This window comes from Cupriavidus sp. GW822-FHT02D05 (assembly GCF_058802485.1).
This window is the reverse complement of sequence record NZ_JBXAOE010000002.1, coordinates 157,381-170,778: the sequence shown is the minus strand read 5'-3', so window position 1 is coordinate 170,778 and position 13,398 is coordinate 157,381. Positions and strand designations below refer to the sequence as shown.

Genomic DNA, 13,398 nt, shown 5'->3' with positions numbered 1-13,398 from the left:
GGAGACACAAAATGACACGTGAAGTGGTGGTGGTGAGCGGCGTTCGGACCGCAATCGGTACCTTCGGCGGCAGCCTGAAGGATCTTTCCCCGACCCAGATGGGCGCCATGGTCGTGCGCGAAGCGCTGGCCCGCGCGCAGGTCAGCGGAGACGACGTCGGCCATGTGGTGTTCGGCAACGTCATCCAGACCGAGCCTCGGGACATGTACCTTGGCCGGGTGGCGGCAGTGGAGGGCGGTGTCACCATCGACGCGCCGGCCCTGACCGTCAACCGCCTGTGCGGCTCGGGCTTGCAGGCCATCGTCAGCGCCGCGCAGACCATCCTGCTGGGCGATGCCGATGTGGCCATCGGCGGCGGCGCGGAGAGCATGAGCCGCGCACCGTACCTGGCGCAGTCGGCCCGCTGGGGCGCACGCATGGGCGACGCCAAGATGCTCGACATGATGCTAGGTGCGCTGCATGACCCGTTCCACGGCATCCACATGGGCGTCACTGCCGAGAACGTGGCCAAGGAATACGACATCTCCCGCAACCAGCAGGACGAAGCCGCGCTGGAATCGCACCGGCGCGCATCGGCGGCGATCCGCGCCGGCCACTTCAAGGACCAGATCCTGCCGGTCACGCTGAAGGGCCGCAAGGGCGACGTGACCTTCGACACCGACGAGCACGTGCGCCACGACGCGGTCATGGAAGACATGACCAAGCTCAAGCCGGTCTTCGTCAAAGAGAACGGCACGGTAACCGCGGGCAACGCCTCGGGCTTGAACGATGCCGCTGCCGCGGTGGTGCTGATGGAGCGCGCCGAGGCCGAGAAGCGCGGCCTCAAGCCGATGGCGCGCCTGGTCTCCTATGCGCATGCCGGCGTCGATCCCAAGACCATGGGCATCGGCCCCGTGCCGGCCACCAAGAAGGCGCTGGAACGTGCTGGCCTGACCGTGGCCGATCTCGACGTGATCGAAGCCAATGAAGCCTTTGCCGCGCAAGCCTGCGCGGTCACCAAGGCACTCGGTCTCGATCCGGCCAAGGTCAACCCGAACGGCTCGGGCATCTCCCTGGGGCACCCGATCGGCGCCACCGGCGCGCTGATCACCGTCAAGGCCCTGTACGAGCTGCAACGCGTGCAAGGCCGCTATGCACTGGTGACCATGTGCATTGGCGGTGGCCAGGGCATTGCGGCGATTTTCGAACGACTCTGAACCTGAGGCTGCCTTGCGGCGCGTAGCGACTCTGCCTTTGCCTTTGTCCATGTCCTTGTCACTTCCCGTTTCCCTGTCTCTGGCAGCCGGGCTGGCCGCGGCAACGCTGGCCGGCGCCGCGCTGGCCGCCGGCGCCACCGAGCTGTCCACCGGCACGCCCGGCACCGCCAATGCCGCCAGCGATGCCAGCCAGGTACAGGGTTTCGGGATCAACCAGGCCATCCGCGAGGGCGAGGCGCGGCGCGGTGCGCAGCTTTCAACCGGGCCCGCGCCCAAGGCGCTCGCGCCGCGACCGGAGTACGCTGCGCTGCCGGTCTACGTGGGCACGCTCGGGGACCAGCCGGTGCGCCTGCGCCTGGGCCCCAAGCCCGACGAGCGCGACAGCGTGCGCGGTGAGTACAGCGTTGGCCGTGCTGGCGGCGTGCGGTTGCTGGCCGGCGAATTCGAGAACGGCGCTTTCCTGATGGAGGAGTCCAATGACGGCACGCACGTCACGGGCAACTGGGAAGGCACCATCGACGGTGCCGGTATCGTGCACGGCAACTGGACCGACCCGGTCAACCCGGCCATCGTGCTTCCCTTCATGATCCGGCCACTGGGCGTGCTGGTGATCCCGCCCTTTGACATGACCCCCAACAGCGGCATTACCTACGCCCCGCCCGCACCGAAGTCCTCGATTTCCGGCCGGTAGCGTCAAGCCGGGGTGGACAGGGGCAGGCTCGCCAGGTAGGCCAACGCGCACCCGAATGCTGGTAAGCTCGAACGTTCATCGAGTTATCGCCAGACAAGGAATCGCCGTGTCCGACCGCCAGCCACCCGAGCAGCCCGCTTCCCAACCCGCCTACCTGGCGACCGTGGCCGTCCAGCCAGAGTTGGATATCGCGCCGGGCTTCGCCTCGTTTTCCCAAGCTACCCATCGTGGCTCCACCGTGGTGTTCCGCAACCTGGCGGAGCTGCGCGCGCATGGCGACGGTGCCACGACCTACTGGCGCTATGGCCTGCATGCCACGCCCACCAGCGAGGCGCTGTGCCAGCACCTCGCGCTGATCGAAGGCGCGCGCCATACGCTGCTGCTGCCGTCGGGGCTGGCCGCGATCTCGCAGGTCTACTTCGCCTTGGTCAAGTCGGGCGACGACGTGCTCGTCCCGGATAACGTCTACGGCCCCAATCGCGAGCACGGCGAATGGCTGGCACGGGACTTCGGCGTCTCCGTCCGTTATTACGACCCCATGATCGGGGCGGGCATTGCCGGGCTGATCCGTCCCAACACCCGCCTGATCTGGATGGAGTCGCCGGGCTCGGTGACGATGGAGATCCCTGACACCGAGGCCATCGTGGCCGCGGCAAAGGCGCGCGGGGTGCTCACCGCCATCGATAACACCTGGTCCGCCGGCGTATATTTCCGACCGTTCGACAAGGGCATCGACATCTCGGTGCAGGCGCTCACCAAATACCAGTCGGGCGGCAGCGATGTGCTGATGGGCGCTGTGCTGACCACCGACGACAAACTCCATGACCGCATCAAGCGCGCCCGCATGCTGATGGGCTGGGGCGTGTCGGCAGACGATTGCTACCTGGTGCTGCGCTCGCTGCCGAGCATGCCGGTCAGGCTGGCGGCGCACGACCGCGCCGCGCGCGAAGTGGCCGAGTGGCTGAACCAACGCCCGGAAGTGGTCAAGGTCTTGCACCCGGCGCTGCCGGACTGCCCCGGCCACGACTTCTGGCTGCGCGATTTCAGTGGCGCCACAGGCCTGTTCTCGATCGTGCTGCATGCGCGCTACACGCGTGCCCAGGTCGATGCCTTTGTCGAGGCCTTGCGCCTGTTCGCGATCGGCTGGTCCTGGGGCGGCGCGCATAGCCTGGCGGTGCCGTACCACGTCCAGACCATGCGGCCCCAAGGCAGCTGGCCGCCCGTTGGCTGGGAGAACGCCGGCGAGCTGGTGCGCCTCTATATTGGGTTGGAAGATACCCGCGACCTGATCGCCGACCTGCGCGGCGCGATGGAATTGCAACTGGTGGCATGAAATAAGAAGGGCCGCCCCGGACACTGTCCGAGGCGGCCCTTTTTTTGCCTTGTTGCCGCCCTAGCCAGCCGTCGATCCCGCCGCGGCAGCGTCCGCCACATTAGAGCGAGGCTTCCCTTGCATGGCCCACACCGAGTTTGGCGGGCCGTTGCGCGCACGGCGCTGCGTCAACCGGGCCAGCGCGGCAAAGCCACAGGCCAGCGCCAGCGCACCGATATCGAAGCCCGCCACGGCCCAGTGCCCGGCCAGCGCGGCGCGCCACAGGAAGTCCCCCGTTACCAGCGCATTGACCAGCGGCACCAGCAATGCGGCAACGGCCGCGGCCCACAGCAACTCGATCGCGGCGCGTGCCGGCGCACGCATCAGGGCCCATCCAAGCGCCGCGAAAAAGACCGGGAAGTAGGTGTAGCTGGAAGCCCGCGCGGGCCAGAGCAGGGCGCCGCAGAAGGCTGCCGCCACGCCGATGCAGCAACCGATGCACACGCCGACCGTCGCCTGCGCCAACAGGCGGTGCACGCGCGGCTGCGCCTGCTGCCGGGTCTTGCGGCGCGATTCGATCCACAGCAGGTTGCCGGAATAGAACAGGAAGGCCCCCGCCAGTCCCGCCAGCAGGTAGACCAGGCGCAGGGCCAAGTCGCCATAGGTGCCAAAGTGCAGCGCGTAGATCATGCTGAAGATGGCGTGGTTGCTGTCGCGCCCGGCGGCGGTCTGGTCCGCCAGCACGCTGCCACTGTCCGGCTGGCCGGCGGCAGCGTGCACCGAAACCGACCCGTAGTTGCCAAGGACACGTGCGCTGTCGCCGCGAATCTCGATCAGCGCGTTGGCGTCGCCGTAGTGCTGATAGCGCACCGACAGCGGCGTGAACCGCTCACCCGCGCTGGCGCGCGCCGCCGCCAGCAACGTAGCGGCCGGCAGGGGCCGCGCCGCGCGGCCTGATGCCTTCAGTTCTGGCGAGGCGGTGGTCAGGCGCGGCAACGCCTCGGACAGCTTGCCATCGAAGGCCATGACGTTGAACACCATCGCCAGCACCAAGCCAAGGCATAGCACCGCGCCGGTGATGGCGAACACCAGGTGGAAGGGTAGGCTGAACAGTCCGACGACGTTGTGCGCATCCATCCAGAAGCGCTTGAGGTTGCGCCCCGGCCGGATGGCAAACAGGTCCGGCTTGAGCCGCGGCAGGTGCAGCAGCACGCCCGACACCAGCGCCAGCCCATACAGCACCGCGATAACGCCCATGAAGTAGCTGCCGGCCACCGGCACGCCGAGCGTGTAGTGCAGGCTGTTGATGAATGCTGCCAATTCTTCGGGCGCCGTGTCGAGCGCGGTGTCCTTGGGCGTGGTCTTGCCCCCGTCAAGCTTGGCGGAGGTTGTGGTGTGCCACTCGCCGGCCTGGTCTTGCCAGTAGGCCGTGAAGCCAGGCTCGTGCTCCGTCGGCAACGTGACGTAGGCGCTGGCTGCGCTCTTGGGATGCGCCGCCACCAGGGCCTGCATGAAGTGGTCGAGCGCGGCCGGGTTGGCCGGCTGGGCGGCCGGGCTATGCGCGGCCGTGCGCTGCGGCGATTGCCAGGCGTGCAGTTCCTCGTGGAAGACCGTGATCGCGCCAGCGAAGAAAGCGATGAAAAGGGCCCAGCCGGCCATCAGGCCGACCCAGGTGTGCAGGGTTTGGTACAAGCGCAGGGTTGTGGCTTTCATGCGGGGTTCCTGGTGCGCCGGTTCATGCCGCGCCGGGGGCGAGCAGCAGGCGCCATGCCCACAGTCCGCCGTAAGCGATCAGGTTGCCAGCTGCGAGCCAAAGCCAGGCCGCGCGGCTGGTGGCGAATAGCAGGCTGGCGCAGAGGATCGCCACCCAGATCGGCAGGCAGGCGAGGATCACGCCGATGGCTCCGCTTTGCCAGCCGCCGGGCAGCCAGATGACGCCTAGGGCGGATAGCGCGACCGCTAGCGGCAGCCCCAGCAGGGTGCCGGCCAGCCACTTGGTGCCCATGCCGGGCTTGGGTTTGCTGCGGACGTTTTGGGGACTGGGGGCGGCTTTCATTAGCCGGCCTGGGCGAGGCGCTGGCACCGCGCATCGCGGTAAGCACCGGCAAAAGGCCATAAGGACAGGCCGGTGCCAACCGTGGCCAGCGTGGCCGCGATCGCGGCCGGCCAGCCCTGCGTCAGGCTCCATGCCCATGCCGAGGCGGCGATCGCAAGGGTGGCTAGCCAGCACAGGCGCGTGCGGCGGCTTCGTGCCGTGGCTGGCACGGATAGTGGCAGCAGCAACAGGCGCTGGTTGGGCGATGCCAGGTACAGGCAGCATGCGCCACCCAACCCCAGCAGCACGGCAAACACTTGCATGGCGGGCTCAGTAATTTCTTACAAAGCCGGATGATAATAATTCTTATTTCAATTCGCAAGCGCGCCGCATATGGTCTGCCGGTGCCGGTGCCGGTGCCGGTGCCGGTGCCGGTGCCGGGCGCAGGCAGCGGCAGTTAATGCGGGAAAAGCTGCAGCAAGCCGTCCAGCCCAACGTGGTTGAACGCTACGCTGGCCTGCGCGCGCACCACCGGCTTGGCACGGAAGGCCACCGACAGGCCGGCCACGGCCATCATCTTCAGGTCGTTGGAGCCATCGCCCATGACGATGGCCTGGGACGGGTCCGCGCCGATCTGCGCACACACTTCCTGCACCGTGCGGGCCTTGACGTCGGCATTGACGATCTCGCCCAGCACCTGGCCGGTGAGCTTGCCATCGACGATCTCCAGCGTATTGGCGCGGGTCACGTCGAGCTTCAGGCGGGGCTTGAGTTTTTCGGTGAAATGCACGAAACCGCCTGAAACCAGCAGGGTGCGCATGCCCAGAGCCTGCACGGTCTGCAGCATGTTCTCCGCGCCGGGCGACAGGCGCAGGCGCTCTTCATACACGCGGTCCAGCACACTGGCGTCCAGCCCCTTGAGCAGGGCCACACGGCGGCGCAGGCTTTCGTTGAAATCAGTTATCTCGCCGCGCATGGCCGCCTCGGTAATCGCCGAGACCTCCGCCTTGAGGCCGCAGAAGTCTGCGATCTCGTCGATGCACTCGATGGTGATCAGCGTGGAGTCCATATCCATCGCCACCAGCTTGAAGTCCGACAGCTTGCGGCCGGCGGGCACGATGGCCCAGTCGATGCTGCGCGGGCCGCAGTAGGCGTCCAACGCTTCGCGCAGGGCGGGTGTCAGCGCGGCGCTGGCATCGGCGGCAGCCACGGTCTGCGCGCGCAGCGCGAGCGTGGGAGCCTGGGCGATGGCGCGGATGGCGTCGATATCGTTGGCGGACAGCGGGGCGGGACTTTGCAGAATCAGGGACATGGCGCGAATGCAGGGCCGGGCCGGGCGGCCCATGGCGGTAAATGCAGGATGCGAGCCGCAGCGGCGGCGAAGACCGCTATTGTATATGCCCGCGCGCATGCGGCGCAGCCGCCGCCCGATAGCGCTAGCTGCTGCACGGCGCAATCCGTGCGGGCGGATGTGTTCTATCGTGCTCGTCGAGGTCTGGGGCCGGCCCGCAGGCCAGCCCTCATCGCACTACGCCATTTGCGCGTTAGCCTCGCACTGCGCGGCCAGTTCGCTCAGCACCAGCGTCTCATGCGCCAGCCCGGCGGCCAGCGACAGCGCCCGGTTCTGGATCTCCGGGTTCAGGTCGCCGAAGACGCCGGATTCGGCGTTGTCACAGGCCAGGAAGAGCAGGGCACAGAGCTGGGCCGATTTCTCGACGGCCAGGCGCCAAGCCGCGTGAGCCAATGAGTCAGGAAGCGGCTGAACGTCATAGCTGCTTGATATGCCGCTTCCAACCCACGCTGGACGCGCGATCCGCCAGCAAGCAGGCAACACCGTACGTCGTGGAAGCAACTTTGCTGCTCGATCAAGGACTCCGGCCGTCTCTTAAGACAGCTTCTCCCGTGCGGGGATTCGTCAGGGTGACATTCTCGAGCGCCTTGATTCGCCACTCGCCAACCTGTCGCGTCAGCACGGCAAGGATCAGCGTGTCGACGGCGTGCGGGCCCGCCGGATGAGCAGCACCGACCGTGAGGCGGCTCCAGAAGTGAATGACCGCCCCATCGTTGCCAATGGGGATCACGTCGATCAGCTCGTTATCCAGCGTGGAATCGCTGTAGATAGTTGCGTGGATGGGCGCATGCAGCTTGATAATCGCCTCGACGCCCCGCACGTAGTGCCCGAACCGGTTCACAAATGTCGCATCCTCATGAAACAATGTGCCGAGGGACTGCATGTCGTGGCTGTTCCAAGCGGTCTGAAACGCGTGGAGCACGTCTTCGGGTTGACTCAGTTGAATCATGGTGGATTCTCGCAAGTGTCGACGTTGCAACGCCCGACATCCGCATCGGACGGTTGTTGTCGAGCGGTCAAAGCAAATTCTGCCCTACCACGGCATGTCGGCTCGTGGCTGACTCCGGTAGACCGAGGGGAGGGCGCCAGCTGGCTCTTCCCGACCCGTTGCCGCCGTTCGAGTTTCAATGACCAATGTTTGCTATGCAGCGCTTACCGGCAGACGCCCGCATGCGAGCTGACTGGATGGATGGATGGAAAGAAATGTTTGCATAAAACCCGATGAAGGACATCTAGCGCACGTCATTCAATACGGTACAGGCTGCCGAAGCGCCCCCCCTGCGCTGGCGTGCTGTCGGTGCAGCTTGGCATTGGCAGGCCCTGTCCCCATGCGGCGGCCAAGACCTGCACGTCACGCACAGGATCTGACGCCTTGGCCCGCTCGTTGCGCATGCGGCAGGTTTCAGGATCGGTGGCGAACAGCCCGCGTGCAAAGACCCGACCTTGCTCCGCTAGCTTTGCAGTTTTGGGGCTGCGGATCTTCGTGAATGCCCGAAAGGCCTCATCCAGGCAGCCGCTTGCGCCATTCAGGCACCGGGCCAAATGCCACGCATCCTCCAACGCCTGGCAGGCCCCCTGCCCCGACGTCGGCAATGGCGCGTGTGCGGCATCCCCAACCAGCAGTACATTTGCCCGACTCCATGTATGCAGCGGCTCCAGGTCATGCACCGCAATCAGCCGGATGGCATTTGCGGGCGTGGCACGGATGATATGCGAGACCGGTTCGGGCCATCCCGCGAACAGATCTTCGACCTCCTTGCGTATATCTGCGGTCGGTATGGCTTCAGATAGGGGCCGAGCCTGGGCCGCAGCCCAATACACCAGTTGGGGTCGAATCGCGACGCAACCAAAGCGCTCGCCCGCCCCCCAGTAATCCTGAATCGAAATATCGTCCACTAGCGCATGCTGCCCCTGAGCTACGCCAATCCAGTTCACGAAGCCCTGATAAACAGGTGTGTTGTCACCCGCGACAAACTTGCGCGCCACAGAATCCATGCGGCCGTCGGCGCCAATGAGCAGATCCGGGCGGATGCTCGCACCGTTCTCGAAATGGGCCACAGCCCTGCCATTGGCATCCAGCTCAATCCGCACCGCCCGGTGTCCGAACTCCACCGGTATCCTGGCCCGGGTTACATGATCTAGTAACACCTCCTGCAAGTGCCGGCGTAGCACCGTGTAGGTCGGGTATCCCATCGTCCGGTCCAGCAAGGCAATATCGAGGCCTCCCAATGCATTGCCCACGGCATCCTGGCGGTGCATTGTTAGCGGTCGACCACCAATGGCGTCGATGTCTTGCAATAGCCCCAGTTCTTCCAGCACAAAGCTGGCATTGGGCCAAAGCGTCACGCCGGCCCCCAGGGTTGCCGGCTCCGCTCGGCGCTCATAGACCCGAGGGTTGTAACCCTGCTTGCGCAAAGCCAATGCCACGCTCAGGCCCGCGATGCCGCCGCCAAGTATTCCAATTTCCACGTTGAATCTCTCCTGTCCATACGGTGCCCGGTGCACGGCTCACCGTTTCGCATCGTGCAAAATGGCATCTTAGATTTCGTCATTAAAGAGAACTAGCGTGTAAAAATGGAAGGCTTTCATACCTAAAACGGGATAATCAATGCGCGATGGACTCGATCTGAATACGGTCCGTGTCTACACGGCAGTTGTTGATGAGCAGAGCTTTGCTGGCGCATCGCGTCTGTTGGCCATCCCCTCGTCCAACGTCAGCCGCCATGTCGCTGCGCTGGAGCGCAGACTCGGCGTGCGCCTGCTGGAGCGAAGCACCCGCCACCTGCGTATGACGGAAGCCGGTCGACTGCTCTACGAACGCGCCAAGCCCTTGCTCGATACTCTGCTCTCTACGCAGGAAGAGCTTGGTGCGGTACAGCGCGAACTGCGTGGTCCTCTGAAAATGTGCATGCCCGGCGAAGCGCCAAGGCTGCTGGCTCCCATCCTCGCCGAATTCTGTAGCCTCCATCCAGGCATCGAGCTGGAATGCGATACCCGGATGACCGGACTGGAAGTGCTTCGAGAGGACGTTGACCTTTCCATCGTCTTCCACCGGGGCCATCAGGAGGACAGTGCCTTCATCACCCGCGAACTCGCCACACTGCCCAGTATCGTGGTTGCTGCACCCTCCTTGCTGGCCAGGACCGGCATGCCACGCCACGTGCGCGAGCTGAAGTCTCTGCCCTGTATCACCACCCTCAGTGCGCTGAAGGGCCAGCCCTGGCAGTTTCAGGACGCAGCAGGCGAAATCGTCAAAGTGCCGGTACGCAGCCGCTACCGCGTCAACAGCGGGGAATTGGCCGTGGCAGGCGCACGCCAAGGCATCGGCTTCGCGATTGTGGCGGCCTATCCCTGCCAGGAAGACCTTGCTACGGGCCGATTGCAGGAGGTACCACTGGATCTGTGTCCCGCCCCCCTGCAATTGTTGGGGGCATACAGCCATCGCCATTCCGTGACTGCGCGTGTTCGGGCGCTGCTGGAATTGATACAGGTACGGTTGGCTGGATCGGCGAGCCTTCCCATGGACCCCAGACCGCGCGGGACGGTTTAGGATCGAAGTGGTGCGCCGGGCTCAAAGTGGAATTTCTCGGAGCGTAAGGAGTTGCTCGGCATGGCTTTTTCAACGTCCGCTACTGGCCGGTCGTTGGTGGCTTGCACTGCCGGCAGGACTGCCTTCAGCGCTGTGGCCAATTCAGGTGCCCTTGCTTCATCTCTCAGGATCCTTGTCAGCCATGCCTCAAAGGTAGTCAATCTCGCTTGCTTCAGGTGTTGAGCTGCAAGGGCAAGCAACCCCTTGTTTTCATAGATGGTCAGTAGGCTACGCAAGTCCCCACATGCCAGTGCGTCCTGAATCTTTTGAGTTGCTCCCGCGGCGAGGCCTGCGACATCCAGGCTTGCGGTCTGAGCGCTGTACTCCGCAATTAGCTCGCCGACACTTTTGGTGCGGGAAAGGTTGATCTTTTTCAACGTCCGATCGATTCGACGGCGACAGAACCTCACGACGACCTCGGCGGCGGCTGCGGCGACTGCAAGGCGGCGAAGATAGCCGCCCTCAGTTTGGATATGGGTCCGAAATATGGTTTCCCCACATGCCCGACTCGGGCGACCAAGCTTGCCCTATGCGGCTCGGGATGGAGATTCTGCCAAGGACCTAAACGTTCGAAAGGTCCGTAATGGCTTCGCGGCTTCCCGCCAGTTCCCGCAATCTGAATTTCTGAATCTTGCCCGTTCCCGTCTTTGGAAGTACCCCGTATATGACCCTCACCGGGCACTTGTAGTGGGCCAGGTGCTCACGACAGAAGCGGATGATGTCAGCTTGGTCTGGGGCAGCGACGCCGGGCTTCAGCTCAATGAACGCGCAAGGTGACTCTCCCCACTTTGCGTCTGGTTGAGCGACTACAGCAGCGATCAGGACAGCCGGATGCCGATGGAGAACGTCTTCGACTTCCACCGAAGAAATGTTCTCACCACCAGAGATGATGACGTCCTTCGAGCGGTCCGTAATCTGGATATAGCCGTCCGGATGCATCACAGCGACGTCGCCTGTGTGGAACCAGCCCCCATTGAATGCGCTGGCAGTGGCCTCGGGATTCTTGAGGTAGCCCTTCATCACGATGTTGCCGCGGAGCAAGAGCTCACCTTGAGTTTTGCCATCCCGGGGCACAGGCTCGCAAGTGACTGGGTCAGCAACACAAAGGTCTTCCAAGCCGGAGGCCCGATTGCCCTGGCGAGCCATGAGGCGCGCTTTCTCATCCATCTGCTTATCGCTCCATGCCGGGTTGATGAAGCTGCTCACCGGGGTGCCGGATGCTTCCGTAATGCCGTAGACGTGTTCAACTTCGAACCCCATCTCAATCACTGACTTCAGCACTGCTGCAGGCGGCGGCGAGCCGGCCGTTCTAACTCGGACAGTACGCTTCAGTTGACAACGCTCAGCATCAGAAGAGTTGGCGAGCGATGCCAATACGATCGGTGCTGCGCAGAAGTGATCCACGTCATGCTGCTTGATGGCGCCAAAGATATTCGCTGCGGTCACCTTTCGCAGGCAGACGTGCGTGCCGGCAGCGGCGGTGATCGCCCACGCGAAGCACCAGCCATTTGCGTGGAACAGGGGAAGCGTCCACAGATACACCGGCCGACGGGGCATGCCCCAATCCGTGAGTTGGAGCATGCTCATCAGGTAAGCGCCCCGATGGCTTGGTACGACGCCCTTCGGGTCCGATGTGGTGCCGGATGTGTAGTTCAAGGCGATCGCGTCCCATTCCTCCTCCGGCCATACGCCCGGAAAGTCAGCGTCACCTTCAGCGAGGAAGGTTTCGTACTCCATCTCGCCGATCAGATCGCTGGTGGGTGCTTCGATGTCAGCGATGTCGATGACCAGTGGCTTGTTCTCAATCCGTTCGAGCGCTTTTGCAGCGAGCGAAGAGAACTCCCTGTCGACAAAGAGAACCTTGCATTCGCCGTGGCGCAGGATAAAGCGGACACCTTCGGCATCCAGCCGGCAGTTGATCGCATTGAGCACTGCGCCCGATAACGGGATGCCGTGATGTGCCTCGACCATGGCGGGAGTGTTGGGCGCGAGAATCGAAACCGTATCTCCACGCTTGATGCCCCGCTTGACGAGCGCGCTCGCCAGGCGCAGGCAGCGTTCTCGTGTTTGCTTCCACGTTTGCCGCATCGAGCCGTGAATGATCGCGATGTGATCGGGATATTGGTCGGCGCACCGATCAAGGAAGTGGAGCGGTGTCAGCGGGAGGTGATTTGCAGGGGTACGGCCAAGCCCGCTCTGATAAATGTTTCCGGTCATAGCGATGTCTCCACGTCGGGTTATGAATGCACGGCCCTGAGGGGTTCCCCGTTCCTCAAGCCACATCCCAATCTAGCGTTGGTCCAACGGGGTGAATGTCACCCCTGAGACATTTCCATGCATCGAGTTCCGACCTTCAAAGAGGGAAACGATTGTCGGCTGCAAGACATTGGAGCTGAGAAACGCTCGCTAATCTGAATTCTAAGTGGACGCGAGGTCCGCATGACAGTTGAGCGAGGTAGTAGATGGAACGAGCTGGACCGCCACCGGATGAACTTTCATCGATCCGTTCGGCTGTGGAATGGGCAATTGCTACGCGACGTAGCGTTCGCGCCTATCTTCCGAAGCCTGTCCCACACGAGACCATCAAGGCAATTCTTGATGTGTCGCGCTATGCGGCGACGGGAGTGAACATTCAACCCTGGAAGGTACACGTGGTCATGGGCGACGCCCGAGACCGGGTCTGCGCCGCAATCGCCAAAGTCGACAACGATCCCGAGTTGGCGGAGGCGCATGCCGATGAATGGGACTACTACCCAGAAGAGTGGGTGTCGCCCTATATCGACAGGCGTCGTGACATCGGATGGAAGCTCTATGGCCTTCTTGGCATCGAGAAGGGTGACAAGCAGAGGATGCACGCGCAGCACGGCAGGAACTACCAGTTCTTCGATGCACCAGTCGGGCTGTTCTTCACGATCGACCGCGTGATGCAGCGCGGCAGTCTCCTCGACTACGGGATGTTCCTGCAGAACATCATGGTTGTCGCGCGTGCCTACGGTCTGAGCACCTGCCCTCAGGCCGCCTTCATGAAGTACCACAAGCTCATCGAGCAAGAGCTTGGCTTGCCGCCAGAAGACATGTTCCTGGTGGGCATGAGCCTGGGCTACGCCGACGAGAGTCGCATTGAGAACTCGCTCGTCTCTGAAAGGGCGCCTTCTTCCACCTTTACGGTTTATCACGTCACCTAGCTTTACCCGCAGATGGACCAATAGCACCACCAACGATAT

The 13,398-nt window shown here is 63.7% G+C and carries 14 protein-coding genes; 5 read left to right on the top strand and 9 right to left on the bottom strand.

Annotated features, from left to right (window positions below):
- Positions 1 to 11 precede the first annotated feature (11 nt).
- The 3 genes from bktB to AC1RQK_RS03175 all read left to right on the top strand — a co-directional run bounded on the left by bktB (position 12) and on the right by AC1RQK_RS03175 (position 3,220).
- The gene (bktB, locus tag AC1RQK_RS03185; RefSeq protein ID WP_492372801.1) at positions 12 to 1,196 is read left to right on the top strand and encodes a beta-ketothiolase BktB; all 1,185 of its coding nucleotides are present in this window, start codon (positions 12 to 14) and stop codon (positions 1,194 to 1,196) included.
- A gap of 49 nt (positions 1,197 to 1,245) precedes the next feature.
- Positions 1,246 to 1,887, top strand: a complete 642-nt coding sequence (locus tag AC1RQK_RS03180; protein ID WP_492807633.1) for a hypothetical protein — start codon at positions 1,246 to 1,248, stop codon at positions 1,885 to 1,887.
- A 106-nt stretch (positions 1,888 to 1,993) separates the two neighbouring features.
- Positions 1,994 to 3,220, top strand: a complete 1,227-nt coding sequence (locus AC1RQK_RS03175) for a cystathionine beta-lyase (RefSeq protein ID WP_492372803.1) — start codon at positions 1,994 to 1,996, stop codon at positions 3,218 to 3,220.
- Positions 3,221 to 3,280: 60 nt separating this feature from the next.
- On the opposite strand, the gene AC1RQK_RS03170 is transcribed toward AC1RQK_RS03175, so the two are convergent.
- The 7 genes from AC1RQK_RS03170 to AC1RQK_RS03140 all read right to left on the bottom strand — a co-directional run bounded on the left by AC1RQK_RS03170 (position 3,281) and on the right by AC1RQK_RS03140 (position 9,054).
- The gene (locus AC1RQK_RS03170) at positions 3,281 to 4,912 is read right to left on the bottom strand and encodes a PepSY-associated TM helix domain-containing protein (protein ID WP_492807631.1); all 1,632 of its coding nucleotides are present in this window, start codon (positions 4,910 to 4,912) and stop codon (positions 3,281 to 3,283) included.
- A 22-nt stretch (positions 4,913 to 4,934) separates the two neighbouring features.
- Positions 4,935 to 5,204 (bottom strand): hypothetical protein, encoded by a 270-nt coding sequence (locus AC1RQK_RS03165; protein WP_492372805.1) that lies wholly within the window; start codon positions 5,202 to 5,204, stop codon positions 4,935 to 4,937.
- A gap of 50 nt (positions 5,205 to 5,254) precedes the next feature.
- A complete protein-coding gene (locus tag AC1RQK_RS03160; RefSeq protein ID WP_492807629.1) occupies positions 5,255 to 5,557 on the bottom strand; it encodes a hypothetical protein in 303 nt (100 codons plus the stop codon).
- A 134-nt stretch (positions 5,558 to 5,691) separates the two neighbouring features.
- Positions 5,692 to 6,546 (bottom strand): phosphoserine phosphatase SerB, encoded by an 855-nt coding sequence (gene serB / locus AC1RQK_RS03155; protein ID WP_492372807.1) that lies wholly within the window; start codon positions 6,544 to 6,546, stop codon positions 5,692 to 5,694.
- 216 nt (positions 6,547 to 6,762) lie between these two features.
- On the bottom strand, positions 6,763 to 6,978 hold the full coding sequence (locus tag AC1RQK_RS03150) for a hypothetical protein (protein WP_492807628.1): 216 nt from the start codon (positions 6,976 to 6,978) through the stop codon (positions 6,763 to 6,765).
- 121 nt (positions 6,979 to 7,099) lie between these two features.
- Positions 7,100 to 7,534, bottom strand: coding sequence for an SgcJ/EcaC family oxidoreductase (locus tag AC1RQK_RS03145; protein ID WP_492372809.1), 435 nt, complete (start codon positions 7,532 to 7,534; stop codon positions 7,100 to 7,102).
- 293 nt (positions 7,535 to 7,827) lie between these two features.
- Complete coding sequence (locus AC1RQK_RS03140) at positions 7,828 to 9,054, bottom strand: FAD-dependent monooxygenase (protein ID WP_492807626.1); 1,227 nt, start codon at positions 9,052 to 9,054, stop codon at positions 7,828 to 7,830.
- Positions 9,055 to 9,193: 139 nt separating this feature from the next.
- Between AC1RQK_RS03140 and AC1RQK_RS03135 the strand changes: the two genes are divergently transcribed.
- A complete protein-coding gene (locus tag AC1RQK_RS03135) occupies positions 9,194 to 10,135 on the top strand; it encodes a LysR family transcriptional regulator (protein WP_492807625.1) in 942 nt (313 codons plus the stop codon).
- On the opposite strand, the gene AC1RQK_RS03130 is transcribed toward AC1RQK_RS03135, so the two are convergent.
- Together AC1RQK_RS03130 and AC1RQK_RS03125 are read right to left on the bottom strand one after the other, a co-directional pair.
- A complete protein-coding gene (locus AC1RQK_RS03130; RefSeq protein WP_492807623.1) occupies positions 10,132 to 10,551 on the bottom strand; it encodes a hypothetical protein in 420 nt (139 codons plus the stop codon). The two genes, AC1RQK_RS03135 and AC1RQK_RS03130, sit on opposite strands and share 4 nt — an antisense overlap.
- Before the next feature lie 184 nt (positions 10,552 to 10,735).
- Positions 10,736 to 12,391, bottom strand: coding sequence for an AMP-binding protein (locus tag AC1RQK_RS03125; protein WP_492807622.1), 1,656 nt, complete (start codon positions 12,389 to 12,391; stop codon positions 10,736 to 10,738).
- A 245-nt stretch (positions 12,392 to 12,636) separates the two neighbouring features.
- Between AC1RQK_RS03125 and AC1RQK_RS03120 the strand changes: the two genes are divergently transcribed.
- The gene (locus tag AC1RQK_RS03120; RefSeq protein ID WP_492807620.1) at positions 12,637 to 13,359 is read left to right on the top strand and encodes a nitroreductase; all 723 of its coding nucleotides are present in this window, start codon (positions 12,637 to 12,639) and stop codon (positions 13,357 to 13,359) included.
- Positions 13,360 to 13,398 lie beyond the last annotated feature (39 nt).

Coding starts and splice junctions, on each gene's coding strand:
- AC1RQK_RS03160 (WP_492807629.1), bottom strand. CDS start 5,557: ATGCAAGTGTTTGCCGTGCTGCTGGGGTTGGGTGGCGCATGCTGCCTG.
- AC1RQK_RS03125 (WP_492807622.1), bottom strand. CDS start 12,391: ATGACCGGAAACATTTATCAGAGCGGGCTTGGCCGTACCCCTGCAAAT.
- AC1RQK_RS03145 (WP_492372809.1), bottom strand. CDS start 7,534: ATGATTCAACTGAGTCAACCCGAAGACGTGCTCCACGCGTTTCAGACC.
- serB (WP_492372807.1), bottom strand. CDS start 6,546: ATGTCCCTGATTCTGCAAAGTCCCGCCCCGCTGTCCGCCAACGATATC.
- AC1RQK_RS03135 (WP_492807625.1), top strand. CDS start 9,194: ATGCGCGATGGACTCGATCTGAATACGGTCCGTGTCTACACGGCAGTT.
- bktB (WP_492372801.1), top strand. CDS start 12: ATGACACGTGAAGTGGTGGTGGTGAGCGGCGTTCGGACCGCAATCGGT.
- AC1RQK_RS03170 (WP_492807631.1), bottom strand. CDS start 4,912: ATGAAAGCCACAACCCTGCGCTTGTACCAAACCCTGCACACCTGGGTC.
- AC1RQK_RS03120 (WP_492807620.1), top strand. CDS start 12,637: ATGGAACGAGCTGGACCGCCACCGGATGAACTTTCATCGATCCGTTCG.
- AC1RQK_RS03180 (WP_492807633.1), top strand. CDS start 1,246: ATGTCCTTGTCACTTCCCGTTTCCCTGTCTCTGGCAGCCGGGCTGGCC.
- AC1RQK_RS03165 (WP_492372805.1), bottom strand. CDS start 5,204: ATGGGCACCAAGTGGCTGGCCGGCACCCTGCTGGGGCTGCCGCTAGCG.